The sequence below is a fragment of the Rhodococcus sp. 05-2256-B1 genome (genome assembly GCF_002258465.1).
GTDB classification, from domain to species: domain Bacteria; phylum Actinomycetota; class Actinomycetes; order Mycobacteriales; family Mycobacteriaceae; genus Rhodococcoides; species Rhodococcoides fascians.
In genome coordinates this window covers 551,991-578,217 of record NZ_NOZA01000030.1, presented here as the reverse complement: position 1 = coordinate 578,217, position 26,227 = coordinate 551,991, and the positions used below count along the sequence as shown (strand labels likewise).

Below are 26,227 nucleotides of genomic sequence, written 5' to 3'. Positions count from 1 at the left end.
AGAACGTCATCCGAACCTGATGTGAGAAACCCGGGTGAACCATCGCAAACATCCCTAATGATCAGGCACGTTGCAACCACCGCTCGAATCCGCCCGTAGTGGGCTACGAAGTTCCGCTCACATGGGCGTAGCGCTCTACAACGTCAGGTTCGCACCCGACGCCTGGTCGAACACCGAGATCTTGCCCGGGTCGAACCACAGTTCCACCTGACCACCCTCGGCGGCCTTGGATTCGGCTGCCAGACGCGCAACCACCTGTGCGCCACCGAGATCGGCGATACCGGCATCGGCGGCCAGCTCCTGGAGTTCGCTGGACTCGACCTTGGCACCCTTCAGCGTGAAGTAGACGTACTTGTCGCTGCCCATGGACTCGAGCACGTCGACGGTTGCGGTGAAGGTGGCACCGCTCATCTTCTGGTAGCCGTCGATCAGTGCCGCGTCCTCGAAGTGCTCGGGACGGATACCGACGACCACCTCGCGGCCCGGGTTCTTGGCCTTGATCGCGTCCATTCGCTCGAGCGGGATCTCGATGTCGCCGAGGGCCGTGGACACTCCGTTCGAGGTGAGCTGTCCCGGAACGAAATTCATCGAGGGCGATCCTATGAAGCCGCCCACGAACAGGTTTCGCGGCTTGTCGTAGAGCTCCTGCGGAGAACCGATCTGCTGCACCAGCCCGCCGCGCAACACCACGACGCGGTCGCCGAGGGTCATGGCCTCGGTCTGATCGTGCGTGACGTAGACGGTGGTGGTGCCCAGACGCTTCTGCAGCCGCGAGATCTCGGCGCGCGTCTGGACTCGCAGCTTGGCGTCGAGGTTGGACAGCGGCTCGTCCATCAGGAAGGCCTTGGGGGTGCGAACGATGGCGCGTCCCATCGCAACTCGCTGTCGCTGACCACCGGAGAGGTTGGCGGGCTTCCGGTCGAGGTGCTGACTGAGATCTAGGATCTTGGCAGCCTCTTCGACCTTGTCGTTGATCTCGGTCTTGGAGAGCTTGGCGAGCGTCAGCGGGAAGGCGATGTTCTGCCGGACCGTCATGTGCGGGTACAGCGCGTAGGACTGGAACACCATCGCGATGTCGCGATCCTTCGGCGCCTTCTCGTTGACGCGCTCCCCCGCGATCCGCAGCTCACCGGACGAGATGTCCTCCAGCCCGGCGATCATGTTGAGCGTGGTGGACTTTCCGCAGCCGGACGGTCCGACGAGGATGATGAATTCGCCGTCGGCGATGGTGATGTCGACGTCGCTGACGGCAGCGGCGCCGTCCGGGTAGAGCTTGGTGACTTTGTCGAGAACGATTTCGGCCATGACGGTTATCCCTTCACTGCGCCGGACGTCAAGCCCGCCACGATACGTCGTTGGAAGAAGAGCACAAAAATGATGATCGGGATCGTGATGACGACGGCGGCTGCCGCGATCGATCCCGTGGGCTCCTCGAACTGAGAGCTACCGGTGAACTGCGAGATGGCCGCCGGGACGGTGACCGAACGTTCCGTCGCCGTCAGCGAGATGGCGAGCAGGAGGTCGTTCCAGGCGAAGATGAACACCAGGATCGATGCGGTGACGATGCCCGGTGCCGCCAGCGGGGCGATGACCTTGCGGAAAGCCTGTGCAGGCGTTGCTCCGTCCATCTTCGCCGCCTTCTCCAGCTCCCACGGGATCTCGCGGAAGAACGCGGAGAGGGTGTAGATCGCCAACGGCAACGCGAAGGTGATGTACGGGATGATCAGACCCGGCCAGGTGTCGAACAGACCGAGCGAGCGCGAGATGTCGAACAACGGTGTCACCAGCGAGATCTGGGGGAACATCGCGATCAGCAGAGCCGCACCGACCAGGAGCTTCTTGCCCGGAAAGTCCAGCCGGGCAACGGCATACGCGGCCATGGTGCCGATCACGACGGCGATCACCGTGGTGATCAACCCGATTCCGATGGAGTTCACCAGCGCCGAGGTGAACTGGTTGGTGGAGAAGATGCCCTTGTAGTTCTCCAGAGTGAACGACTGCGGGATGAACTTTCCGTCGGCGATCGTGGCCGTCGATTTGAACGACAGGCTGATGATCCACGCCAACGGAACGAGCGCGTAGAGGAGGACGAGGACGTTGACGACCGTCCAACCGACCTTCTTGCGAGGCGTAACAGTGGTCATTACTTGCGGCCTCCGTCGTCGGATCCCGGTGCCGAGGCACCGAACAACTTGATGAACACGAACGCGATGATCGCGACGCAGAAGAAGATCAGAATGCTGATCGCCGACCCGAGTCCGAGGTTGAACGCGCCGAACAGGTTGTTGTAACCGAGAATCGACACCGATCCTGTCTCGTTGCTCCCTCGGGTGAGGACGTAGATGTTGTCGAAGATGCGGAACGCGTCGAGCGTGCGGAAGAGGACCGCGACGAGAATTGCCGGCTTCATCAACGGAATGGTGATCCGCATCAGCCGCGTCCAGCCACCCGCTCCGTCCACCTCGGCGGCCTTGAGCAGATCGTCGGGCACCAGAGCCAGGCCTGCCAGCAGCAGCAGGGCCATGAACGGGGTCGTCTTCCACACCTCGGCCAGAACCACGATCGCGAGCGACGGGAACTGCTCGGTGAGCGGCGCGCTGCCGTCGGGCAACAGGTTGGCGAGATAACCGGTGCCCGGGGTCCAGGCGTAGTACCAGCTGTACGCGGCGGCGACGGTCACGATGCCGTACGGAATGAGCACCACGGTGCGGACGAGTCCGCGGCCGAAGATGGTGCGGTGCATGACCAGAGCCACTGCCAGACCGAGGATGAACTCGATGATCACCGAGATGATCGTGATGCCGGCGGTGACGCCGAATGCCGTCCACCAGTAGCCGTCGGACAGCACGGTCACGTAGTTGGAGATGCCGACGAATTGGCGATCCTCGGGGAACGCGAGGTTGTACTTCTGCAGACTGAGCCAGAAGGCGTACACGATCGGGTAGCCGGTGACCGCGAGCATCAGGATCGCCGCGGGTGCGACGAGGAGCAATCCCAGGCGTCGTTCGGCTTTCTTACCGTCGGAGATGTTCTTCAGAGCCGCCTGCCGATCGGCGGGCTGCGGCTGCGATTCGGTGGGATCGCTCATGGAATCAACCCTTCGGAATTGACGGCCTTGCTGACCAGTTCTGCGAGCTTGTCCACGTCGGCAACCGGATCGATGTTCTGCGGCGGGTTGAGGGCATCGGTCAACAGAATCGAAATGCTCTGGTAGGCAGGCGAAACGGGCCGCACTGCCGCGGACTCGATGGAACCGAGCACCCCTTCCCATGCGGGATAGACGGCCTGGAACTCCGGATCGGAGTACAGCGACTTCAGCACCGGGGGCACGCCGCCGTTGACGGCGTTGTTGCGCTGATTCTCCTGGTTGGTGAGGCACTCGACGGCTTCCCAGGCGAGGTCCTCGTGCTGAGTGGTCTTCGCGACGCCGATGTTGAAGCCGCCGATGGTGACCTTGGCGGGCTCCCCCGCGTTCACCTCGGGATACGGAGCACTGCGGAAGACCTCGGCGATGCGTGCATCCTGCTGATCGGCAGGCACATTCGCCAGATCGAGGAACGACACTGCCCCGGCGACGGCGTTCTCCTTCAGGCCGGGAAGCACGAACGGGTAGTTGACCTGGAAGGCCATCCGCCCCGACTCCATCCCGAGTCGAGCTGTCGCCTCGTCGCTCTGCGAGACCGATGGATCGCGGCCGTCGGCCGTGGCCACCCGCTTGATGATCTCGAGGGCCTTCTCGGTGGCGGCGCGGTGCTCGGGAGTGTCGTTGAGGGTCACCGTCGTTCCGTCTTCGGCGACCACCGACCCACCCGCGCTCTCGAGCAGCGAGTTGAACCAGACCATGAAGCCCTCGTACTGCTTGGCCTGCACACCGATCTGAGCGGGCTTACCGGCGGCCGCGTTGGCCTCGGCCACGTCGATCAGCTGATCCCACGTCTGCGGCGGGGTACCGCCCGGCACCTCGTCGGGCCGGTACCAGAGCAACTGGGTGTTGGAGTTGAGCGGAACGGCGTAGAGCTGGTCCTGCCATTCCGCGGTGGCGAGCGGGCCTTCCAGGGTGGACCCGTCGCGCAGCTTCGCCGAGAGGTCGTCCGGGACGGGCAATGCCCATCCGGCCTCGGCGAATTCGGCGGTCCAGACGACGTCGAGCGTCATCAGATCCAACGTCTTGTCGTTTCCGGCGAGACGCCTCGCGAGCTGCAGGCGCTGATCGTTGGCACTCTTGGGCAGTGTTCGCTGCTCCACCCGATACCGGCCGTTGGAGGCGTCCGAACACACCTGTGCCGCAGCGGCGTACTGCTCTGCGCCGTCTGCGGCAGTGTAGAAACTCAGAACCGGAACCGAACTGTCCGACGAACCACACGCTGCGAGCAACGGACTCGTCACCAGAGCCGCTGCCGCCAACACCCCTATCCTCGTTGCTTTTCCACGCCTACGACCACGATGTCTCGGCACTGTCCCGCCTCCGTACGTTCGGTTACTCGCGCAGCCCTTGTGTCGGCACTGCCGTGCACGAGAGAAACGTAACCGAACTCACTGGCCTCGAGGGCGATTTGGGGCTATTCCGTTACCTGTCGGTTGCCTGGTCGTCCAACCGTTGTGATCAAATCGACAGTTTGGCGAGCAGGTCGCGTGCTTTCTCTGCCGTCCGGGGCTCGCAGATGACGTCGTAGCGTCCGGCGACCAACTGCATGCTCGACGCGAAATCACGCTGTCCCTTGGTCGCGGCATACGGAATGGACGCCGAGATCAGGCCGAAGATGATGCCGCCGCCGACGCCGATGAGCAACGCGCCGAAGATGTTCTCGCTGAAGATACCGAGGACGAGACCGAGGAACACGCCCAACCATGCACCCGAAACGATGCCTCCGCCAATGACTTTGGGCCAGGTGAGCCGGCCGAGAACGCGTTCGACCTGCATCAGATCGACGCCGACGATGGTGACGTCCTGTACCGAGAATTCCTCGTCGGAGAGGAAATCGACGGCGCGCTGCGCCTCGGCATAGGTGGGGTAGGAACCGATGGGCCAACCGGACGGCGGCGTCGGCAGTCCTTGCCCTGGGCGGCCCGGCTGTGAGAGGGGATTGGTCATGACTCCATTGTGCCCCGAAACGGACTTTTCTGGTCGCTTCTGCAGGCTCCGCTCCGGCACCGTCACACCCATTGTTCGGCCCTCGGACAACCGCCTCGATCAGGAGATCGGCGGCTCGAACGTCGTCGTGCGTGTCAGACCGGCCGCCCGCCCCTTCGCCGAGACGACCAGCGCCATCTTGCGGCTCGCCTCGTCGATCATCTCGTCGCCGAGCATCACCGCACCGCGAGCGCCACCTGCTGCGGAGGTATGGAACTCGTACGCGTCGAGAATCATCTCGGCCTTGTCGTAATCGTCCTGTCGTGGCGCGAAGATCTCGTTGGCCGCCTCGATCTGCGTCGGGTGCAGCACCCACTTGCCGTCGAACCCGAGGCCGGCCGTCCGTCCCGCGGCCCGGCGAAACGCGTCGAGATCACGAATCTGCAGGTACGGGCCGTCGATCGCCTGCAATCCGTGCGTCCGAGCCGCCAGCAGGATCGTCATCAGAATGTGGTGATAGGCGTCGCCGGTGTCGTATCCCACCGGCTGTTCTCCGACGACGAGGGTGCGCATGTTGACGCTCGCCATCAGGTCGGCCGGCCCGAACACCAACGTCTGCACCCGGGGGCTCGCGGTTGCGATCTCGTCGATGTTGCGCAGGCTGCGCGCGCTCTCGATCTGCGGCTCGATGCCGATGGCCCCGAGGTCGAGACCGTGCTCCTTCTCGAGCTGAGTGAGCAACAGATCCAACGCCTGTACGTGCGCCGCGCACTCGACCTTCGGCAACAGGATGGCGTCGAGATTTCCACCCGCCCCGGAGACGACGTCGATGACGTCGCCGTACGTCCACTGCGTCGTCCAGTCGTTCACGCGCACGACCTTGAGCTGATCGCCCCAACCGTCGGAGTTCAACGCGTCGACGATGCGTGCGCGGGCCTCGACCTTGGCGATCGGCGCGACGGCGTCCTCGAGATCGAGGAAGATCGCGTCGGCAGGCAAGCCCTTGGCCTTGGCGATCATCTTGTCCGAACTGCCCGGAACGGCCAGTACCGATCGACGCAATCCCGAAGCACCCATCGAAAGCACTACCCCTGTCTGATTCACCCGCTGTATTGCCCTGCCTCTAACCTTGCCATCATGGCAGCACTGAGCAAGGTATTCGCGGCCAGGCTCGCCGGCCTCGGCGTCCTGGGCCCCGACGGCGAATCGATCGGGCGAGTGCGCGACGTGGTGGTCTCCATGCGCGTGGGCAGGGCACAGCCGCGAGTCCTCGGACTCGTGGTCGAATTGGCAACGCGCCGAAGAATTTTCGTCCCGATGCTACGAGTGACCAGCATCGAGCCCAACTCCGTCCAGCTCACCACCGGCAACGTCAGTCTGCGCCGATTCACTCAGCGCGCGAACGAGATTCTGGTGTTCGCGCAGATCCTCGACTCCAAGGTCCGCGTCGACGATCCCGAACTCGACGAGTTGCACGACACCGATTCCGTCGTCGTCGATCTCGGCATCGAGCTCACCCGAACTCGAGACTGGAAGGTCGCACGCGTGGCGGTGCGTAAGCAGCGCCAACGCCTTGCGCGGCGCGGTGCCATCCACGTCGTCGACTGGCAACACGTGCAGGGGCTCACGCAGAACGAACTGTCGATGCCCGACCAGGGTGTGGCGCAGCTGTTGATGCAGTTCGAGGACCTGCGCGCCGCCGACGTGGCGAATGCCATGCGCGAGCTCCCCGTCAAGCGCCGCATGGAGGTGGCGCGGGCATTGGACGACGAGCGCCTCGCCGACGTCGTCCAGGAATTGCCCGACGACGATCAGGTGGAGCTGATGCACTACCTCGGAGTCGACCGTGGTGCCGACGTGCTCGAGGCCATGGACCCCGACGACGCTGCCGACCTCCTCGGCGAGCTGCCCGAGACCGAAGCGGAATCGCTTCTGCGACTGATGGATCCAGAGGACTCCGCGCCGGTGCGCCGCCTGCTCGAGCACTCCCCCGACACCGCCGGCGGTCTGATGACGCCCGAGCCCGTGATCCTCACCGCGTCGACGACGGTGGCCGAGGCCCTCGCTCGGGTACGCAACCCCGACCTGACGCCTGCGCTGGCCTCACTCGTGTTCGTGGTGCGGCCGCCGACCGCAACACCGACCGGCCCATATCTGGGCTGTGTTCACCTGCAGCAACTGTTGCGAGAACCCCCGGCGAGCCTGGTGGGCGGAGTCGTGGACAGCGCACTCCCGCGGCTGTCCCCCGAGGACAGCCTGACCGCGGTGACGCGGTACTTCGCGACGTACAACCTCGTCTGCGGCCCGGTGGTCGACGACGAGGATCACCTGGTCGGGGCCGTGACCGTGGACGACGTCCTCGATCACCTGCTGCCCGAGGACTGGCGAGATCAGGAAGTGGCCGGACAGTGAAAGAAACAGCACGCCAGAGAATGGACACGCCGCGCGGTTCGCGGCTGTTCAACGTCAACTTCGACTTCGATCTCGGCAAGTCGGGTGAGAAAGCCGCCAGGTTCTTGGGCACCGGACGCTATCTGGCGATTCAGACCGGCATCGTCATCGTCTGGATCTTCCTCAACGTCGTGGCCGTCAATCTGCAGTGGGACCCGTATCCCTTCATCCTGCTCAACCTCGCCTTCTCGACGCAGGCCGCGTACGCCGCGCCGTTGATCCTGCTCGCCCAGAATCGGCAGGACGACCGCGACCGCGTCTCTCTCGAAGAGGATCGGTCGCGGGCTCAGCAGACCAAGGCCGACACCGAGTTCCTCGCGCGGGAGCTCGCAGCTCTGCGTATCGCCGTCGGTGAAGTCGCCACCCGTGACTATTTGCGCCGCGAACTCGACGACATCAGGGCGTTGCTGGAACAAGCGACGGGTCAACCCGCCAACGCACCGAAGAAGGCGCGCAAGAAAGCGGCCGCGCGCCTGGCCGACGACGCGTCGGGCGAGACCGACCCGCAATAGACCGCGCACCGCTCCGCGCCTGGTAACGGCCCGATAACGGAACAGTCTCGAATCAGGTACCCTCGATCCCGGTCATCAGGTCGGGCCCCGGAGATCATCCGGGGAAATCAGGAGGTACAGCGCGCGTGGGTCGTCACAGAAAAGCATCGAATTCCAAGGTTCGACGGAACTCGGTGATTGCTCTGGCAGGCCTCGTCCCCGCAGGACTCGTCACGGCCGCGACCAGCGCCGGAGCCACCGAATACATCCCGTTCGTCACCGCCAAGACGGCCCCGGCCGCACAGGAATCGAACTCCGTGGTCGAGACCCCGCAGCCGATCGCCCAGGACCAGCAGGCGCAGCCGGTGGCTCAGGCCGAGCTGCCGACACCGGCCCCGGTCCCCGCGCCCGCCCCGGCTCCCGAGATCCCGCCCACACCCGAGCTGCCCACCAACCTTGCGGTCAGCCCCATCGCGATCCCGGTCGTCAACGTCTCCGCATACAAGAACGCCGAGCGCATCCTGGCCCAGCAGCAGCCCGGGTGCGGCATCAGCTGGACCGTCATCGCCGGCATCGGCCGCGTCGAGTCCACCCACGCCAACAACGGCAAGGTCGACGACTCGGGCGAACTGCACGAGCCCATTCTCGGGCCGGTTCTCAACGGCACCCTCGCCGGCAATCAGGTGATTCGTGACACCGACGGCGGCGCGCTCGACGGCGACACCCAGTACGACCGTGCAGTCGGCCCGATGCAATTCCTGCCATCTACGTGGAACCTCTACCACGCGGACGGCAACGGCGACGGAGTCTCCGACCCACAGAACCTGTACGACGCGGCCCTGGCCACCGGTATGTACCTGTGCGACGACGGCACCAACGCCCGCGACCTGGCCTCGACCACCCGAGCAATCCTGCGCTACAACAATTCGATGGCCTACGTGGCGAACGTGCTCGCGTGGTCGGCCGGTTACGCCACCGGCATCGTGCCCTCCTCGGACCAGCTGCCGCGGATTCACTGAATTGAACGCAGCACTAGATCGAGCTGCCCTGCTGTTCATCGGGAGTCGGCGCACCGCATAGCATGAAGCAATGGCTGTACTGACCGAATCCGACGTTCGGACCGCGCTGACGAAGGTCATCGACCCCGAGATCCGTAAACCCATCACCGACCTCGGCATGGTCAAGAGCATCGACATCGCCGCCGACGGAGCCGTCGGCGTCGGCATCTACTTGACGACCTCCGGTTGCCCGATGAAGACCGAGATCAGCGATCGCGTGAAGAACGCCGTCGCCGACGTCGCCGGAGTCGGCACCGTGACGGTCGAACTCGACGTGATGAACGACGAGCAACGCACCGCACTGCGCAAATCCTTGCGCGGCGATTCCGCCGAGCCCGTCATTCCCTTCGCGCAACCCGGATCGCTGACGCGCGTGTACGCGGTGGCGTCGGGCAAGGGCGGCGTGGGCAAGTCCAGCGTGACGGTCAACCTTGCCGCGTCCCTTTCCGCCCGCGGCCTGTCGGTGGGTGTGCTCGACGCCGACATCTACGGCCATTCCGTTCCCCGCATGCTCGGCAACGACGCGCGACCCACGCAGGTGGAGAAGATGATCATGCCGCCGCAGGCGCACGGCGTGAAGTTCATCTCGATCGCTCAGTTCACCGAGGGCAACACCCCGGTCGTCTGGCGCGGACCCATGCTGCACCGGGCCTTGCAGCAATTCCTCGCCGACGTGTTCTGGGGCGACCTGGACGTGCTGCTCCTTGACCTTCCGCCCGGCACCGGCGACGTGGCAATCTCTGTCGCACAACTGATTCCGAACGCAGAGATCCTCGTGGTCACCACCCCGCAGCAAGCCGCTGCCGAGGTCGCCGAGCGTGCCGGAGCAATCGCACTGCAGACGCGTCAGCGCGTTGCGGGCGTCGTGGAGAACATGTCATGGCTCGAGCTGCCCGACGGTACCCGGATGGATATCTTCGGATCAGGTGGCGGACAGGACGTATCGGATCGCCTCACCAAGGCCGTGGGCGCCAAGGTGCCTCTGCTGGGCCAGATTCCGCTCGACACCGCCGTCCGTGAAGGCGGCGACGCCGGCACTCCGATCGTGTTGGGCCACCCGAATTCGCCTGCGGCACAAGCACTCGAGGCGGTCGCCGGAAAACTTGCAGTGCGCGAGCGCGGACTGGTGGGAATGTCGCTGGGAATCGACACCACTCGGAAACTGTAAGGCAGGTGCTTATACCCGACAAACGACGCGGGGAACAGGGTTGGAGCCTTATGATTTGCCTTCAATCCTACTGTCGATAGAGAGTGGCCTTCATGAAGAAGCCGCATCGGGTCAGGCCGGTCGTCGTTCCGGTACTGATCGCACTGCTGATGACCCTGCTGGGATCCGTACTCGGTCCCGCGCTGGCGTCGGCCCAACCTGCCCCGCCTGCCCAGAATTATTCGATCGCGACAGACACCACGTTCGCGCCCTTCGAATTCCAGGACGAGACAGGCAAACTCGTCGGAATCGACATGGACCTGCTCGCGGCCATCGCCGTCGACCAAGGCTTCGACTACACCGTCGAGCAGGTCGGATTCGACACCGCACTCCAGGGCGTCACCAGCGGCCAGTTCAACGGAATGATCGCCGGCATGTCGATCACCGACGAGCGCAAGGCCACCTTCGACTTCTCCGATCCGTACTTCGATTCCGGTGTCCAGATGGCGATTCTGGATTCGAACGACGAGATCAAGGGCTACGAAGACCTGCGCGGTAAGTCGGTCGCGGTCAAGAACGGCACCGAGGGTGCGACGTTCGCGACGTCGATCGCCGATCAGTACGGCTTCACCATCCGCAGCTTCGACGACTCCGCGACCATGTTCGAGGAAGTGCGTACCGGAAACTCCGCAGCGGCCTTCGAGGACTACCCGGTGCTCGCCTACGGCATCACCCAGGGCAACGGCTTCAAAACGGTCACCGAGAAAGAAGCCGGTGCCAGTTACGGATTCGCCGTCGCCAAGGGCACCAACGCCCAGTTGCTCGACCAGTTCAACACCGGCCTCGAAAACCTGCGCGCCAACGGCCAGTACGACGAAATTCTCGACACCTACCTCAACGCCGACGCGTCCACCGCCGACACCTCGATCCCCGGCCTGATCGCCAGCAGCTGGCAGTTGCTGCTCAAGGGTCTGTGGCTCACGATCGTGCTGACCGTCATCTCCATCGCCATCGCGTTGGTACTCGGCGGAATCTTCGGCCTGTTCCGCGTCTCGACCAACATCGTGCTCCGCGGCATCGGAACCACCTACGTCGACATCTTCCGTGGCACACCGCTTCTGGTGCAGGCATTCTTCATCTACTTCGGCGTACCCGCGGCACTGAACTTCCAGATGTCCGCGTTCACCGCAGGCATCATCACGCTCTCGCTCAACGCCGGTGCGTACATGGCCGAGATCGTCCGCGGCGGCATCCTCGCCGTCGACAAGGGCCAGATGGAGGCGTCGCGCAGCCTCGGCATCAGCTACCTCAAGTCGATGCGAAAAGTGGTGATGCCCCAGGCAATTCGCACGATGATCCCGTCGTACATCAATCAGTTCGTCATCACGCTCAAGGACACCTCGCTGCTCTCGGTCATCGGCCTCGCCGAGCTGACGCAGACCGGTCGTCTGATCATCGCTCGCAACTTCGAGTCGTTCAACATGTGGCTGATCGTCGGCGTCCTGTACTTCATCATCATCATGGCTCTCACCAAGCTGTCGAACCGGCTCGAGAAGAGGATCAACAAATGAGCACCGAACTGACCAAGGACCTGCCGGTCGACAAAGGTCCGGGAACGAAGATCTCCATCAAGGCCCTGCAGAAGGCGTTCGGCGACAACACGGTTCTCAAGGGCATCGACGCCGAGATCGCCAACGGTGAAGTGGTCTGCGTGATCGGACCGTCCGGCTCCGGCAAGAGCACGTTCCTGCGCTGCCTGAACAAGCTGGAAGACATCACCGCCGGGTCGGTCGTCGTCGACGGCACCGACCTGACGGCGAAGAACGTGGACCTGGACAAGGTGCGCCAGAACATCGGCATGGTGTTCCAGCACTTCAACCTCTTCCCGCACATGACAGCCCTCGAGAACGTCATGCTCGCACCCGTCGAAACCAAGAAGATGACGAAGTCGCAGGCCAAGGACGCGGCCCTGCAGCTGCTCGAACAGGTAGGCCTGTCGGAGCGGGCCGACTACAAGCCCGCCAACCTATCCGGTGGGCAGAAGCAGCGTGTCGCCATCGCGCGGGCACTGGCCATGAACCCGTCGATCATGCTGTTCGACGAAGCCACCAGCGCCCTGGACCCCGAAATGGTCGGCGAAGTTCTGCAGGTACTGCGCGACCTCGCCAAGGGCGGCATGACGATGGTGGTCGTCACCCACGAAATGGGCTTCGCACGTGAAGTCGCGGATCGAGTGATCTTCATGGCCGAGGGCGTCATCGTCGAAGAGGGAACACCCGACGAGCTGTTCGGGAATCCACAGAACCCACGCACCCAGGACTTCCTGAACAAGGTGCTCTAGCCCCTGGCGCGCCCACTCCTGCCGCCCGCCCCGCCGCGGATCAATGCGCCTTTGTTGCACTCAGAGCGACTGAGTCCCACATTCATCCGACGGGGGGCGCAGCGGTCGGGCGGGCGCAGCCTGCAGACTGGGTGGTTCGTCGGGCCGGTTGGGGCTATGCCTACGTGGCGTCCGCGTCGATGGGCGGGGTATCGCCCGCCGCGAGTTTCGGTTCGTTCTTGCTCATCGACACGGCTCCCCCGGATGTACTTCCCGAGGACACGCCGTTCTGCGGGGTGGGCCCGCCGACGTTCTTCGGCTTCGTCTCGAAGGGCTTGCCCTTGAAGGTGTCGTCCAGCGGATTTTTGAAGATCGAGTCGTCGCCGTCGAGCAGGTGCTTGGTGATCACGGCTCGGGGTGTCATGCCGCGGAGTTGGTTGAGGTCGGCGAGGGGCTTGCGCAGGTCCTCGAAGTCGGTGCCCAGCTCGTCCTTGAGTTGTTGGCTCGCGCCGTTGGCGTAGTCCTTGACCTGGCGGAGGGATTTGGACACCCAGCTGATGGCACCGGGGAGACGATCCGGGCCGAGGATGACCAGAGCTGCTACGAGGAGAATGACGAGCTCTCCCCAACCGATGTTGCCGAACACGGGTGCCAGCCTACGTCGTCAGTCGGAAACCGGCGTGACGGACAGGTCCACCAGCCGTCCGGAGCGGACGAGTTGCACCGGCACCGCCTGACCGATCGTGGTTTCCTGCATCGCGACGACGAGCTCGTCCGCGTCCCCCACCGAGCGGTCGCCGACCTTGGTGATGACGTCCCCTTCGACGATTCCGGCTTGCTGAGCCGGCCCACCGGCCCGGACGTTGGCGACTTCTGCGCCGGCCGAGGTTTCGTTGATCACCGAACGCGCGTTGATCCCGAAATCCGGGTGCCGCATGACGCCGTCCCGAATCAGGGCCTGCGCCACCTCGGTGACCTCGTCGACGGGTATCGCGAAGCCCAGGCCCACCGATCCGCCGCTCTCGCTTCGGATGGCGGAGTTGATGCCGATGACGCGACCTTCGAAGTCGATCAGGGGGCCACCGGAGTTGCCCGGGTTGATGGCTGCGTCGGTCTGTACCGCGTCGATGACGGCGTTGGTGTCGGTGCCCTCCCCCGACAGCGCGACGGGGCGGTCGAGCGCACTGACGATGCCCGAGGTGACCGTCTTGTTCAGGCCGAGCGGTGACCCGACGGCGATGACGTCCTGGCCGACGCGGACGTCGTCGGACCGTCCGAGCTGAGCCTCGGTGAGGTTGCCGACGTCGGTCTTGAGTACGGCGAGGTCGGTCTTGGTGTCGCGGCCGACGATGCGTCCGGGCACTTTGGTGCCGTCGGAGAAGGTGACTTCGAGGGTCGACTTGTCCTCGTCGGATGCGGCGAGCGAGATCACGTGGTTGTTCGTGACGATGTAGCCCTCGTCGGCGTCGATCACGACGCCCGAGCCGGTGCCTCCGGTCTCGCCGAGGGTCACCTGAATGGAGACGACCGACGGCAGGACCGCGTCGGCCACCTTGCTGATCTGGCCGCGTGGGACGTCGTCGCCACTGGACTGGGTCAGTGTCACTTTCTGGCTGGTCAGTGCGCCGGTCACTTCGGCGGTCAGGCGGCCGAACAGTCCACCGACCAAGCCGATGACGAGGGCAAGGACACCGAGTACGACGAGCGCCCGCACGGATACCGATCGCCCGAACAAGACGTCGCGCACGCCGAGCTTGGTTCCAGGAGGGAGTACAGGAGGTGGTGGGGTATCGAGGGCCGCGCCGCCCAGCGACACTCGGGACGCGGGATCACGCCACGGATCGGCCGGGACCTGGGGGCCGGCGTCGGACTCGTCGACGGCGTCGGGGTCGCGCTGCAGTGACTCGGTGGCGTCGTCGGGACGTCCGAAGGCCTCGGCCAGGACGGGGTCCGGCGGCCGGACCGACAGCCGGGAAGGCAGTTGTTCGTCGGGGCGACGTGGGGAGAACGAACCGCCGACGTCATCGGGACGTCCGAACACCGAGGCCGACACCGGATCGACGGTGGGTCGATGGACCGGACGCGGCGGCAACCGTGGACCCTCGTCTGCTGTGCCTGTGGTCTCGGTGCTGGTCGAATTCGATGTCACGCGTCCGGTTACCCCTCGCATACGTCGGTGTGAGAGTTCAGTATCACTCGAGCGGTCGGGGCAGCTCGATGCAGGTGAGGACTCGTCGGGCAGAAAACGCGGCGGTCAGCGTCGACGACGGCGCACGGCCTCGACGGACGCCATGAACGACCGCTTGGATCGAGCGGGCCCGTCTTCGCCTGCACAGGACGGAATCTGGCTCAGCAAACCGAGGAGCGAATGTGGCATCGACATCTCGCCTGCTCCGCGGAGCGCACGACGAGCCTGCTGCTGCGCCTCGACCTCGGCCGAGCATTCCGGGCATTCGGAGAGGTGGTGAGCGGCGCGGAGGTGAGCGGGCATTCGTAGTTCACCATCGACGTAGGCTGCGACGGCTTCACTGGCCAGATGTTCGGTGGAGCTGAATTGCCGAGGCTTGCGTGCCTGCGTCATCCAACCCTCCTCGTAGCTAGTGGACACTTGCGTGACCCGAGTCGACCTTCCCGTGCACTCGAAGGTACTCCCGTAGCGCGTGACGGCCACGGTGAATGCGACTACGAACCGTTCCGAGCTTGACGCCCAGTGTCGCACCGATCTCTTCGTACGACAGTCCTTCGATGTCGCACAACACGATTGCGGCGCGAAACTCGGGTGCCAGCGAATCGAGCGCAGACTGCAGATCCGGGTCGAGGCGAGCGTCGTGGTAGATCTGCTCGGGGTTGGGCCGGTCCGACGGAACGCGGTCGTAGTCCTCGGGCAGTGCTTCCATGCGGATACGGCTGCGGCGACGAACCATGTCGAGGAACAGGTTGGTCGTGATGCGGTGCAGCCAGCCCTCGAACGTTCCCGGCTGGTAGTTCGACAGGGAGCGGAACACGCGGATGAAGGTGTCCTGAGTCAGGTCCTCGGCGTCCTGGGCATTGCCGGAGAGGCGGTACGCGAGTCGGTAGACGCGGTCGCCGTGTTCGCGAACGAGCTCGTCCCAGGACGGCATGGTGGAGTTCTCGCCGGTCGCATCGAACACTGCGGTGCCGCTGAGGTCGTCGGGGGTGGGCACGGACTCGGGTAGACGAGCGATGTCGCGATCGCCGTTGATCTTGTAAATAGTTGGATCCTCCTGCTCAGGACTGCGTACGTCCTTCTGATGCAACCGACGACTACCCTCGGATGTTCCAGCTCACACTTCGCAATCGAGACGGACCTGCGATTCCTCCATAGCCTGACCGACCCGCGTGTGGGTCCGGTATGAATCACCTGAGGCCCACCTGAGAATGTGTGCGTGAGATCGAGCCCCGGGCACGATAACCTCGGGACGTGCCGACCAACGCCGAGAAGATGCTCGCTTATGCCGAAGACTCCGCTCAGGAGGACGAGGTTCTGATCGCAGCCAGAGAGCGAGCCGTCGACCTCGGTGCGGCTCCGGTGCCGCCGTCCGTCGGTGCCATCCTGAGCATCTTCACTCAGATGCTCGGCGCGAAGACGGTCGTCGAAATCGGAACGGGCGCGGGAATCAGCGGGCTGTGGTTGCTCGACGGGATGCGAGCGGACGGTGTGCTGACCACCATCGACACCGAGCCCGAACACCAGCGGGCAGCGCGAGAAGCATTCCGGGCAGGGGGAATCGCGCCGTCCCGCACTCGGCTGATCAACGGCTGGGCGTTGGACGTGCTCCCCCGATTGGCCGATGACACCTACGATCTGGTGTTCATCGACGCCAGCCCCGCGGACCATCCGCACTTCGTCGCCGAGAGTGTGCGGTTGCTACGCCCCGGCGGAGTTCTGGTGCTGCACAACGCATTGCTGGGCGGCCGGGTTGCCGACCCGACTCAGCGCGACGCGACTGCGGTGGCCGTTCGATCGGCCGCGCGTGCCATCGCCGAGGACGAGCGCCTGACGACGGTGCTGCTCCCTCTGGGCGACGGGTTGATCTGCGCGTCGCGGGCGTGACCATGTGAGTGGAAATCCGTAGCACGCTACGAACTTCCACTCACATGCCGCAGGCTCTGCTCTAGATCCAGACGCCCTTACCGACGGAGACGACTCCCCCGGCACTGACGTTGAAGCGTTCCCGATCGCGTTCGAGATCGACTCCGACGATTTCGCCGTCACCGACGACGACGTTCTTGTCCAGGATCGCGTGCCGAACGACGGCACCCTTGCCGATCCGGACTCCGGGCATCAGGACGCTGCCTTCGACGGTCGCGCCGCTGTCGATCATGACGTTCGAGCTCAGTACCGAGTTGCGGACGGTGGCGGCGCTGAGAATGCAGCCGGCACCGACGACGGATTCCTGAGCGAGGCCGCCTTGCACGAACTTGGCGGGCGGCAGATTCTCGGCCGATCCGCGGATGGGCCAGCGGCGGTTGTAGAGATTGAAGATGGGATGCACCGACACGAGGTCCATGTGGGCGTCGTAGAAGGCGTCGATGGTGCCGACGTCTCGCCAGTAGCCGCGATCGCGTTCGGTGGCACCGGGAACGACGTTGTCGTTGAAGTCGTAGACCGAGGCCACGCCTGCTTCGACGAGCGCCGGGATGATGTCGCCGCCCATGTCGTGGTCGGAGTCGGAGTTCTCGGAGTCCGCCTTGATGGCATCGACGAGCACCTTGGTGGTGAACACGTAGTTGCCCATCGACGCATACGTGACGTCCGGGTCGTCGGGGGTCCCGGGCGGCTGCGCCGGCTTCTCCAGGAACTGGGTGATCTTGCCGTTCTCGTCCGAGTCGATGCAGCCGAACGCGAATGCCTCGCTACGCGGAACCCGGATACCTGCGACGGTGACGCCCGCGCCGGAGTCGATGTGCTGCTGCACCATCTGCTCCGGATCCATTCGGTACACGTGGTCGGCACCGAAGACCACGATGTACTCGGGGTCCTCGTCGTACACCAGGTTCAGCGACTGGAAGATGGCGTCGGCGCTGCCGGTGTACCACCGGGGGCCGAGACGCTGCTGTGCCGGGACCGGAGTGATGTACTCCCCGGCGAAACCCGACAGTCGCCACGTCTGCGAGATGTGGCGGTCCAGGGAATGGGACTTGTACTGAGTCAGCACGCAGAGCCGGAGGTAACCGGCATTCACGAGATTGCTCAGCACGAAGTCGATGAGTCGGTAGGCGCCCCCGAAGGGAACGGCTGGCTTGGCTCGGTCCGCGGTCATCGGGTAAAGGCGCTTACCCTCTCCGCCTGCAAGCACAATCCCTAGTACGTGCGGTTGTGTCCTCACCCACCCAACCTATCCGCACCGAGAGAACCTTGCTACCAGTACACGCACAACTGCCGGGGAATGTAGGTTCGTTCACGTGCGAGTAGCGATGATGACCAAGGAATACCCGCCGGAGATCTACGGTGGCGCAGGAGTTCATGTCACGGAGTTGACCGCGCAGCTGAAGTCGCTGTGCGAGGTGGACATCCACTGCATGGGAGCTCCGCGCGACACCGCACAGGTGCACGATCCCGATCCGGCACTCGCCGGAGCCAACGCAGCACTGACGACGTTGTCGGCGGAACTGCGGATGGCCAACGCGGCAGCGGGAGCGGACGTGGTGCATTCGCACACCTGGTACACCGGGCTCGCCGGCCACCTCGCGGCCGAGCTGTACGGAGTTCCGCATATTCTCACCGCGCACTCGCTCGAGCCGCGTCGGCCGTGGAAGGCCGAGCAGCTGGGCGGCGGTTACCGCATCTCGTCGTGGTCGGAAAAGAACGCGGTGGAATACGCCGACGCCGTCATCGCCGTCAGCGAGGGCATGGCCAAGGACGTGCTCGACGCTTATCCGCGCCTCGACCCGAGTCGAGTCCACGTGGTGCGCAACGGGATCGACACCGAGCGGTGGTACGCAGATCATGGCACGTCGACTCTCGACGAGATCGGGGTGGATCCCAGCAAGCCGATCGTCGCGTTCGTCGGCCGCATCACCCGGCAGAAGGGCGTGGGTCACCTCATCGCTGCGGCGCACCACTTCGATCCGTCGATTCAGCTCGTCCTGTGCGCAGGCGCGCCCGACACTCCGGAGATCGCCGCAGAAACCGAACGCGCAGTGGCGTTATTGGCCGAGCAACGCAGCGGGGTTTTCTGGGTCAAGGACATGCTCCCCACCGACAAGATTCGCCAGATCCTCTCTGCCGCAGCGGTATTCGTCTGCCCATCGGTGTACGAGCCACTCGGCATCGTCAACCTGGAGGCAATGGCCTGCGAAACCGCGGTCGTGGCGTCGGACGTCGGCGGCATCCCCGAGGTCGTCGACGACGGCCGCACCGGACGGCTGGTGCACTACAACTCGTACGAGCCCGACGTCTTCGAGCGAACCCTCGCCGACACCGTCAACGAGGTCGCTCTCGACCCCGCACTGGCGACGGCGATGGGGAAGGCCGGCCGCGAGCGGGCCGTTGCCGAATTCTCGTGGGCGTCGATCGCGAAACAGACCCTCGCCGTCTACAACGACGCGCTGGCGCGTCGGGGCTGAGAGATCTTTCGGTAGGTCGACACCGTCACCGACGCGGTGACCGGGACGGTGTCGGGCAAATCCTTCAACGCCGCGGACCGCGCGTGGGGGTCACCGTGCCGAATCGACGGCCCCATACCGATGAGTTCCTCGATGTCGTTGTGCGAGAGCATCATCGAGTACTCGAGCGGGGTCTCGGCCACCGACTCGAAGAGACCCGACAACGACTCACCGAGCCGACGGGTCTTGTCCTCTTCGACGCCGATCAGCCCCAGCGGCCCGCGCAGTTCTCGCTGATGTTGCGACGTCGGCGTGACGACCACCAACGTGCCGTCGTCGCCGAGAACTCGATGCAGTTCACCGGCGTTGCGCGGCGAGAACACACACGTCACCGCAGACACGGCACCCGCCCGAATCGGTAGCCCGCTCCAGATGTCCGCGACGACGCACCCGAGCCGCGGATGCGACCGCGCGGCTCGGCGCGCCGCGAACTTGGACACGTCCACCCCGACCCCCAGCGCGGCCGGACGCGCGTCCAGGACACCTGCGAGGTAATACCCGGTGCCGACCCCGACATCGAGGACCACGTCCGACTCGGGCGGAACAGCCGCCGACACCGCCGCCGCGATGGGCTCGAAATGACCGCCACCGAGGAACTTCTCACGGGCTGTGACCATCTCGGCCGAATCACCGGCGAACTTGCCGCCGTCGCCTGTCAACAGGCTGACGTACCCCTGCCGAGCCACGTCGAACAAATGACCACGATCGCACCACAGACTTCGATCGGTCTCACCGAGACCCAGGCCCGACTCGACCTCACGGACGCGGCACTGTGGGCAGACCAGCAGATCGACGACGTCGGTCAGCATCGAGCACCTCTTTCACATCGAGACAGATTCTCCGGCACTCCCCCGGAAACGACCTGCCGATCACAACACCGCTGATGACAACACAAAGCCCCGCTGGCCGGTGCGGCGAGCGGGGCTGAGCGATGATCGATCGACGTGGCGATCAGCCGGTGACGCCCTTCAGTTCGTCACCGAGTGCCGCGGCCTCGTCGGGGGTCAATTCGACGACCAAACGGCCGCCCCCCTCGAGCGGGACACGCATGACGATTCCTCGTCCCTCTTTGGTTGCTTCGAGGGGACCGTCCCCGGTCCGGGGCTTCATCGCCGCCATCCTCTGCTCCCTCCAGATCTGCGCCCACCTGCTCGGCGCCTCGGCCTAAAAGATAAATTCGTCGCGGGGCGACGGAGTGTCCTGTGCCATTCTTCCCTATCGCCGTCGATGGGGGGAACCTGAGTCGGTATTCGTGACCTGCACCCAACACCTCGACAGGTGATCGTCGACCATTCCGGTGGCCTGCATCAATGCGTAGGCGGTAGTCGGACCGACGAACCGTAGCCCGCGGCGTTTGAGCTCTTTGGCCAACGCCGTCGATTCGGGTGTCGACGCGGGCACGTCGGTGAACTCCGTGAGCCGCTGTGACCTGGGCTCCGGCGCGAAAGACCACAGCAGAGTGTCGAGATCGGTGTCGTCGAGGTCGACGATCGCGCGAGCGTTGCTCACCGCCGCCTCGATCTTGAGCCGATTCCGCACGATCGACGCGTCGCTCATCAATCGCTCCACATCGGCGTCGTCGAAGCGGGCCACTGCGTCGGGATCGAATCCGGCGAAAGCAGTGCGGAAGCTTTCCCGCTTGCGCAGGATCGTGATCCACGCCAGGCCCGACTGAAACGCTTCCAGACACAGGCGCTCGTAGAGCTCATTGCGGCCGTGCAGCGGCTGCCCCCACTCCGTGTCGTGATAGGTGCGATACAGCTCGTCGTCGGTGGCACCCCACGGGCAGCGCAGCTTGCCGTCCGGCCCCGCGACTGCGCTCACCGTTCGTCCGACTCGACCGTGCCTGTGACGCCCGAACTATCCGTGAGGCCGGCACTGTCGGTGAGGCCAGAACTATCCGTGAAGCCCGCACTGCCGGGCTGCCCCGACAGCGGGGATCGAGAACCTGACTCCTGCGCCGCGGACAGCCGTGACCGCAGCATGTCTATCTCGCCGCCCAGGCGCTCGAGAGCCCAGTCGACTTCGCTGGGCTTGTAACCCCGCAACGTCTGCTGGAACTTCAACGCGCGCACATCGGCACCAGTGACTCCTTCGGCCGGCAGCACTGTTGCGGTGGTTCCCTCGGGCAACGGCCCCAGCTCTTCACCGCGACCGAACACCGCTGCGGCGATGAAGAACAACGCCGCAGCGACGACTGCAATGACGATGATGTAGATCAACAGCGTCAACATGCCACGATCTTGTCACGGCTGTCCGACACGTCGGCCGGACGCACCTGGTGGTCGGTCAGATCAGCGAGTTCATCGCCGGTCGATCGGCCAACGACACTTCGGTCGAGAACGGCTCGAACGAATCCCCTGCCACGCGGAACTGCATCAGTCCGGCACCGGAATCGACCATGCCGCACCGGTTCAGCATCGTTCCGACGATCTGCCGACTCATTGCCCCGAGTTCGACCAGCGGCCGATTGCGATGCTTTCGCACTCCCAGGTTCACCTGTCCGATGGCCTGCAGACCGAGCCGGTCGTACGTGTCGAGAAGCAGGCCGATCTCGACGCCGTAACCGGGCGCGAACGGCACCGCCGACAACAACTCGCGAGTGCCCGCGTACTCCCCGCCCAGCGGCTGGATCACGCCGGTCAACTCCGGGCGCAGCGCCGCGAGCAAGGGTCGAGCCACCAACTCGGTGACGCGTCCACCGCCGTTGGCGTCCTCGGTGCCACTGACGCGAAGTGGACGTCGGTAGTAGCCCTTGACGAGATGAATGCCGTCGCCCATCAGCAGTGGTCCGAGCAGTTTCGGCACGAACGCGGGGTCGGGATTGATCAGATCGGAATCGACGAAGGCGATGAGGTCACCCGTCGACGCCGCGACCGATCGCCACAGCACCTCGCCCTTGCCCGGTACCGGATCGAGCCCCGGTACTGCCTCCTCGCGACTGATGACACGGGCACCGGCCGCTCTCGCGCGTACTGCCGTCTCGTCGGTCGAGCCCGAGTCGAGCACGATCAGTTCGTCGACGAGGCCACCGAGCAACGGGTGGATGGTGTCGATGACGGCGGCCACCGTCTGTTCCTCGTTCAGCGCCGGAAGCACCACCGACACCGTGCGGCCCGCCTTGGCGGCCTCGAGCTCGGCGATGGTCCATTCGGGGGTGTCCCAGCTGTTGGTCTCGGACCACATTCGGGTCACGTCCGTTCGATCGGCCAGTGTCATGCCAGCCCCCTGACCGTCCGCGCCGGGGTTCGTCGTCCCTGGATCGCTGCCACCATGTCGACGACTCTTCTGGTCGACGCAACTTCGTGCACCCGGAACATCCGGGCTCCGCCTGCTGCGGCCAATGCTGTCGCTGCCAATGTTCCCTCCAACCGGTCGGCGAGCTCTACCCCTAGAGTCTCGCCTACGAAGTCCTTGTTGCTCAGCGCCATGAGCACAGGCCACCCGGTGTTTACAAGAACGTCCACGCGACGCAACAACTCGAGCCCGTGATAGGTGTTTTTCCCGAAATCGTGGGTCGGATCGATCAGAATCGAATCTTTCTTCACCCCCTCCGCGACGGCATTGTCGGCAGCTGCGGTGACTTCCGCGACCACATCGGCCACGACGTCGGTGTACCGAACCCGGTGCGGACGGGTCCGCGGAACGGCACCGCCGGTGTGCGAGCAGACGATCCCGACTCCCTCGGCAGCGGCGACGCGCACCAACTCGGGATCGGCTCCGGCCCAGGTGTCGTTGATCAGATCGGCTCCCACACCGCAGGCCAGGCGAGCAACCTCGCTACGCCAGGTGTCGACACTGATCAGCAGATCCGGATACGCATCCCGGATGGCCTCGACGAACGGCACGACGCGGCGGATCTCCTCCGCCGCGTCTACGAGATCACCGGGGCCTGCTTTGACGCCGCCGATATCGACCATGTCGGCACCCTCGGCGACAGCCCTGTGCACGGACGCCATCGCTGCATCGTCGGAGAAATTCGCGCCCCCGTCGTAGAACGAGTCCGGGGTGCGATTGACGATCGCCATGACCAGAGCTCGATCGTCGGCGACCGGCTTACCGCACAGAGTGCTCATTCATCCATAGTGGCATTTCGGCGGAGGTGCCCGAGCGCGATGGTGTCGGCACCCACATTCGCCCAGTGCCGGGCACCACGTCCGTCGGCGTCGAGCTCGATGACGTGGAACTGTTCGAGCGCAACGGACAGTCCCGAGGATGGCACGCCGAACAGAGGCGAGCCCGTATGGGTTCCCTCCATCTCGACCCGCGCGGCGATGCGGTCTCCTTCCCCGAAGAGATCACCGATCGTCACGCGCAGGTCGGGCATCGCAGAACGGAACATCGCGATCGCGCCTTTGAGGTGTGCCGCCATATCCGGCTCGTCCTGTCCGAAAGCGTGCCGGTCGACAGCGCTCGGCGCGAGTGCTGCATCCACCGTCGAGAGATCACCCCGCCCGAATCCGTCCTCGAAGACCCGTCCCACTCGATCTTTCGCCTGTTGGATATCCATGACGCCCCGATTCGTTCAAGTGGCACTCGGATCAATATGCATATACTCGACCCGATGACCGAAAACGTCAAGAGGACCTACAACTCCGCCGTGCGGCAACAGCAGGCCGAAGGCACCCGACTCCGTATCATCGAGGCCGCGCGCGGACTCTTCCTCGCCCACGGATACGGCACAACCTCGGTCCCGTCGATCGCCGCCGCGGCAGGTGTCTCGGCGGACACCGTCTTCCACGTCTTCAAGAACAAGCGCACGCTGCTCAGAGAAATGGTGGATCTGGACATCGGCGGAGACACCGACCCGACGCCGATCATGCAGCGCTCATCAGCATCGGCCGTGCGCGACGAACTCGATCAACGCACGCAGCTCCGCATGTTCGCGTCAGGAATCGCCGAACAGGTCGCGCGAATCAGAGCGGTCGACGACATCTTGCTCAGCGCGGCTGCCGTCGACGAGGACATCGCAGCACTACGACGCGATATCCAGGACCGACAACGCAGATCGGCGATGATGCAGATCGCCGAGTGGATCGGGGCACGTGGAGATCTGGCCGTTGACCTCGAAACGGCAGGAACCACCATCTGGGCCCTGACCAGCCCCGAAATGCACCGAATGTTGTGCGAGCGGTCGGGCTGGACGACCGACCGCTACGCACGATGGCTCGAGGCCACCCTCGCCTCGAGCTTGCTGGTTACCCCTTAGGGGCCTTGCCGGCGGCAACCTCGTCGACGTAGCCGTCGTAGAACTTCTCGTAGCCACCGGACTTGCCGCGCAGCACGTGGAGTTCGCTGTCACCGTCTTCCTGGAACCCCAGCTTGCGTAGAGCGACCTTCTGGCTCTTGAACGTCGAGGTCTGCTCGAGGCTGTCGACGACGCGAACGAACAGCGGCACCGCATACGTCGGCAGCTTGTCGTAGAGGTGCTCGGCGAACGACTTGCCGTCAAAGGACTCACCGTCGCGCAAGGTCACCGCAGCCATACCGGCCTTGCCGTCGGCACCCTCGATATCGACGCCGTAGACGACGGCACCGTCCACTGCCGGGTGGCTACCGAGTGCACCCTCGACCTGGGTCGTGGCGACGTTCTCGCCCTTCCAGCGGAAAGTGTCTCCCAGCCGGTCGACGAATGCGACGTGCATCCAGCCCTGCTTGCGAACGAGGTCGCCGGTGTCGAACCACGCGTCACCGTCCTTGAATCCGTCGCGCACCATCTTCTTCTCGGTGGCCTTGTCGTCGGAATACCCGTCGAACGGAGCCCGGTCGGTGATCTTGGACAGCAGCAGGCCCACTTCACCGTTGCCGACCTTGCGGAGCTTGCCGTCGTGGCCGCGCTTGGCCTTGCCCGACTCTTCGTCGTACTGCACCACGGCATACGGCAACGGGCAGATTCCGGCAGTCTTCTTCATGTTTAGCGCGTTGATGAAGGCGATGTTGCATTCGCTGGCACCATAGAACTCCGCGACGCGGGAGATACCGAATCGCTCGGTGAACTCCTCCCAGATCTCCGGTCGCAGTCCGTTGCCGACGATCAGCTTGACCGAGTTGTCCCGGTCGGAATCCTTCTTCGGCTGCGTGAGCAGGTACCGGCAGAGCTCGCCGATGTAGGTGAACGCCGTGGCCTTGTTGACGCGAATGTCTTCCCAGAAGTTGCTCACCGAGAACTGCTTACCGATGGCCATCGTCGCGCCGCCGGCGAGCACCGAGGACAGCGTCACCGTCAGCGCGTTGTTGTGATAGAGCGGAAGGCAGCAGTAGATGACGTCGTCGCCGCGCAGTCGCACGCCCATGTTGCCCAGGCCCGACATCGACTTGAGCCAACGGAAGTGGCTCATCAGGCTGGCCTTGGGCATACCCGTCGTTCCCGAGGTGAAGATGTAGAACGCCTTCTCCTTGGCCTGGATCTCCGCGGTGACCGACGGGTTGGCCGTCGACGCCTTCGCGGCCAGCTCGCCGAGCTCCTTCAGCGGCAACACCGACCCGACCTTGGGCTCGTTGTCCAGAGAATCCAGCGCTTCCTGCGCGTTCTCGTCGAGGACCAGCACCTTCGCTTCGAGGATTCCGAGGCTGTGCTCGAGCACGTCGCCGCGCTGGTTGTAGTTGAGCATGCCTGCGGTGGCACCGAGCTTCACGGCAGCCAGCGCCGCGAACAGCGCCTCGGGGCGGTTCTTGCTCAGCACACCGACGACGTCGCCGCGTACGACCCCCCGGTCGGTGAACACTGCGGCGTACTGATTGACCAGCGCGTTCGCGTCCTTGTAGGAGATCGACTCACCCTCGAAACGGACGAACGGTCGACTGCTGTTCTTGGCTGCCGCGTCCTGGAAAATCAGTCCGATGGAGACCTTGTGGTCCGGCTTGCGGGTAAAGCCCGCCAGCCCCTTGAGCAGGCTCGGCACCTCCGTCACCATTTTCGGCAACGCGACCGCGAGGTCGGTCACTCCGATTTTCTGACGGGCATCGACAGCCATGAGCTCCCCTTTGAGACGATGTGAGATAACTAACCCTACTAGAGAGTAACAACTTCCAGCACTTCGTCAGGCGGGCTCGGTTGGT

General features: G+C 64.6%; 28 protein-coding genes. 9 read left to right on the top strand and 19 right to left on the bottom strand.

All coding sequences use genetic code 11. From position 1 onward, the window contains the following. Positions 1-135: 135 nt before the first annotated feature. The 6 genes from CH285_RS19970 to CH285_RS19945 all read right to left on the bottom strand — a co-directional run bounded on the left by CH285_RS19970 (position 136) and on the right by CH285_RS19945 (position 6,148). Entirely contained in the window at positions 136-1,305 is a 1,170-nt protein-coding gene (locus CH285_RS19970) for an ABC transporter ATP-binding protein (protein WP_032375493.1), read from the bottom strand. A gap of 5 nt (positions 1,306-1,310) precedes the next feature. After that, on the bottom strand, positions 1,311-2,144 hold the full coding sequence (locus CH285_RS19965) for a carbohydrate ABC transporter permease (protein ID WP_027498037.1): 834 nt from the start codon (positions 2,142-2,144) through the stop codon (positions 1,311-1,313). Next, on the bottom strand, positions 2,144-3,088 hold the full coding sequence (locus CH285_RS19960; RefSeq protein WP_027498038.1) for a carbohydrate ABC transporter permease: 945 nt from the start codon (positions 3,086-3,088) through the stop codon (positions 2,144-2,146). Before CH285_RS19960 ends, CH285_RS19965 begins: the two co-directional genes overlap by 1 nt. Next, entirely contained in the window at positions 3,085-4,407 is a 1,323-nt protein-coding gene (locus tag CH285_RS19955; RefSeq protein ID WP_027498039.1) for an ABC transporter substrate-binding protein, read from the bottom strand. The genes CH285_RS19960 and CH285_RS19955 overlap by 4 nt, the downstream gene beginning before the upstream one ends. Positions 4,408-4,603: 196 nt before the next feature. Continuing rightward, entirely contained in the window at positions 4,604-5,092 is a 489-nt protein-coding gene (locus tag CH285_RS19950; RefSeq protein ID WP_027498040.1) for a general stress protein, read from the bottom strand. A gap of 99 nt (positions 5,093-5,191) precedes the next feature. Beyond that, positions 5,192-6,148, bottom strand: a complete 957-nt coding sequence (locus CH285_RS19945; RefSeq protein ID WP_094644034.1) for an HpcH/HpaI aldolase/citrate lyase family protein — start codon at positions 6,146-6,148, stop codon at positions 5,192-5,194. A gap of 60 nt (positions 6,149-6,208) precedes the next feature. On the opposite strand from CH285_RS19945, the gene CH285_RS19940 reads away from it, so the two are divergent. The 6 genes from CH285_RS19940 to CH285_RS19915 all read left to right on the top strand — a co-directional run bounded on the left by CH285_RS19940 (position 6,209) and on the right by CH285_RS19915 (position 12,559). Then, positions 6,209-7,483, top strand: coding sequence for a magnesium transporter MgtE N-terminal domain-containing protein (locus CH285_RS19940; RefSeq protein ID WP_027498042.1), 1,275 nt, complete (start codon positions 6,209-6,211; stop codon positions 7,481-7,483). Between the two features lie 20 nt (positions 7,484-7,503). After that, positions 7,504-8,034, top strand: coding sequence for a DUF1003 domain-containing protein (locus tag CH285_RS19935; protein ID WP_045840756.1), 531 nt, complete (start codon positions 7,504-7,506; stop codon positions 8,032-8,034). A 125-nt stretch (positions 8,035-8,159) separates the two neighbouring features. After that, the gene (locus CH285_RS19930) at positions 8,160-9,032 is read left to right on the top strand and encodes a lytic transglycosylase domain-containing protein (protein WP_027498044.1); all 873 of its coding nucleotides are present in this window, start codon (positions 8,160-8,162) and stop codon (positions 9,030-9,032) included. Between the two features lie 70 nt (positions 9,033-9,102). After that, the gene (locus tag CH285_RS19925) at positions 9,103-10,239 is read left to right on the top strand and encodes an Mrp/NBP35 family ATP-binding protein (RefSeq protein ID WP_032375491.1); all 1,137 of its coding nucleotides are present in this window, start codon (positions 9,103-9,105) and stop codon (positions 10,237-10,239) included. A 92-nt stretch (positions 10,240-10,331) separates the two neighbouring features. Further along, the gene (locus tag CH285_RS19920; protein ID WP_027498046.1) at positions 10,332-11,789 is read left to right on the top strand and encodes an amino acid ABC transporter substrate-binding protein/permease; all 1,458 of its coding nucleotides are present in this window, start codon (positions 10,332-10,334) and stop codon (positions 11,787-11,789) included. Then, positions 11,786-12,559, top strand: coding sequence for an amino acid ABC transporter ATP-binding protein (locus CH285_RS19915; RefSeq protein ID WP_051365249.1), 774 nt, complete (start codon positions 11,786-11,788; stop codon positions 12,557-12,559). Before CH285_RS19920 ends, CH285_RS19915 begins: the two co-directional genes overlap by 4 nt. 160 nt (positions 12,560-12,719) lie before the next feature. On the opposite strand, the gene tatB is transcribed toward CH285_RS19915, so the two are convergent. The 4 genes from tatB to sigE form a co-directional block, all read right to left on the bottom strand. Continuing rightward, positions 12,720-13,184, bottom strand: a complete 465-nt coding sequence (gene tatB, locus CH285_RS19910) for a Sec-independent protein translocase protein TatB (protein ID WP_094644033.1) — start codon at positions 13,182-13,184, stop codon at positions 12,720-12,722. 18 nt (positions 13,185-13,202) lie between these two features. Next, positions 13,203-14,708, bottom strand: a complete 1,506-nt coding sequence (locus CH285_RS19905; protein ID WP_094644032.1) for a S1C family serine protease — start codon at positions 14,706-14,708, stop codon at positions 13,203-13,205. An 84-nt stretch (positions 14,709-14,792) separates the two neighbouring features. Continuing rightward, the gene (locus tag CH285_RS19900; protein ID WP_032365497.1) at positions 14,793-15,119 is read right to left on the bottom strand and encodes a hypothetical protein; all 327 of its coding nucleotides are present in this window, start codon (positions 15,117-15,119) and stop codon (positions 14,793-14,795) included. A 16-nt stretch (positions 15,120-15,135) separates the two neighbouring features. Beyond that, a complete protein-coding gene (sigE, locus tag CH285_RS19895) occupies positions 15,136-15,762 on the bottom strand; it encodes an RNA polymerase sigma factor SigE (RefSeq protein ID WP_045840779.1) in 627 nt (208 codons plus the stop codon). Between the two features lie 239 nt (positions 15,763-16,001). Between sigE and CH285_RS19890 the strand changes: the two genes are divergently transcribed. Next, positions 16,002-16,613, top strand: a complete 612-nt coding sequence (locus CH285_RS19890) for an O-methyltransferase (protein ID WP_032365496.1) — start codon at positions 16,002-16,004, stop codon at positions 16,611-16,613. Positions 16,614-16,674: 61 nt separating this feature from the next. On the opposite strand, the gene glgC is transcribed toward CH285_RS19890, so the two are convergent. Continuing rightward, complete coding sequence (gene glgC / locus CH285_RS19885) at positions 16,675-17,889, bottom strand: glucose-1-phosphate adenylyltransferase (protein WP_027498053.1); 1,215 nt, start codon at positions 17,887-17,889, stop codon at positions 16,675-16,677. 76 nt (positions 17,890-17,965) lie between these two features. Between glgC and glgA the strand changes: the two genes are divergently transcribed. Further along, on the top strand, positions 17,966-19,129 hold the full coding sequence (glgA, locus tag CH285_RS19880; protein ID WP_027498054.1) for a glycogen synthase: 1,164 nt from the start codon (positions 17,966-17,968) through the stop codon (positions 19,127-19,129). On the opposite strand, the gene CH285_RS19875 is transcribed toward glgA, so the two are convergent. The 7 genes from CH285_RS19875 to CH285_RS19845 form a co-directional block, all read right to left on the bottom strand. Continuing rightward, positions 19,099-19,977 carry a methyltransferase domain-containing protein gene (locus CH285_RS19875; RefSeq protein WP_094644031.1) on the bottom strand — a complete coding sequence of 293 codons (879 nt, stop codon included), beginning with the start codon at positions 19,975-19,977 and terminating at the stop codon, positions 19,099-19,101. The genes glgA and CH285_RS19875 overlap by 31 nt on opposite strands. Before the next feature lie 142 nt (positions 19,978-20,119). Further along, complete coding sequence (locus tag CH285_RS19870; RefSeq protein ID WP_008714277.1) at positions 20,120-20,287, bottom strand: DUF3117 domain-containing protein; 168 nt, start codon at positions 20,285-20,287, stop codon at positions 20,120-20,122. Positions 20,288-20,383: 96 nt separating this feature from the next. Beyond that, positions 20,384-20,992 (bottom strand): DNA-3-methyladenine glycosylase I, encoded by a 609-nt coding sequence (locus CH285_RS19865; protein ID WP_032383847.1) that lies wholly within the window; start codon positions 20,990-20,992, stop codon positions 20,384-20,386. Beyond that, positions 20,989-21,402: a DivIVA domain-containing protein gene (locus CH285_RS19860; RefSeq protein WP_052055088.1), complete on the bottom strand. Its 414-nt coding sequence runs from the start codon at positions 21,400-21,402 to the stop codon at positions 20,989-20,991. The genes CH285_RS19865 and CH285_RS19860 overlap by 4 nt, the downstream gene beginning before the upstream one ends. A 55-nt stretch (positions 21,403-21,457) precedes the next feature. After that, positions 21,458-22,387, bottom strand: a complete 930-nt coding sequence (locus CH285_RS19855) for a glucosyl-3-phosphoglycerate synthase (protein WP_027498057.1) — start codon at positions 22,385-22,387, stop codon at positions 21,458-21,460. Further along, on the bottom strand, positions 22,384-23,244 hold the full coding sequence (gene folP, locus CH285_RS19850) for a dihydropteroate synthase (protein ID WP_027498058.1): 861 nt from the start codon (positions 23,242-23,244) through the stop codon (positions 22,384-22,386). The genes CH285_RS19855 and folP overlap by 4 nt, the downstream gene beginning before the upstream one ends. After that, positions 23,241-23,678, bottom strand: coding sequence for an ester cyclase (locus CH285_RS19845; protein WP_051365250.1), 438 nt, complete (start codon positions 23,676-23,678; stop codon positions 23,241-23,243). Before CH285_RS19845 ends, folP begins: the two co-directional genes overlap by 4 nt. Positions 23,679-23,732: 54 nt before the next feature. Here CH285_RS19845 and CH285_RS19840 point away from each other — a divergent pair, with 54 nt between their 5' ends. Continuing rightward, positions 23,733-24,377 (top strand): TetR/AcrR family transcriptional regulator, encoded by a 645-nt coding sequence (locus tag CH285_RS19840; protein WP_051365251.1) that lies wholly within the window; start codon positions 23,733-23,735, stop codon positions 24,375-24,377. Here CH285_RS19840 and CH285_RS19835 read toward each other — a convergent pair. Continuing rightward, positions 24,367-26,142 (bottom strand): long-chain-acyl-CoA synthetase, encoded by a 1,776-nt coding sequence (locus CH285_RS19835; RefSeq protein WP_032369636.1) that lies wholly within the window; start codon positions 26,140-26,142, stop codon positions 24,367-24,369. The two genes, CH285_RS19840 and CH285_RS19835, sit on opposite strands and share 11 nt — an antisense overlap. Positions 26,143-26,227 lie beyond the last annotated feature (85 nt).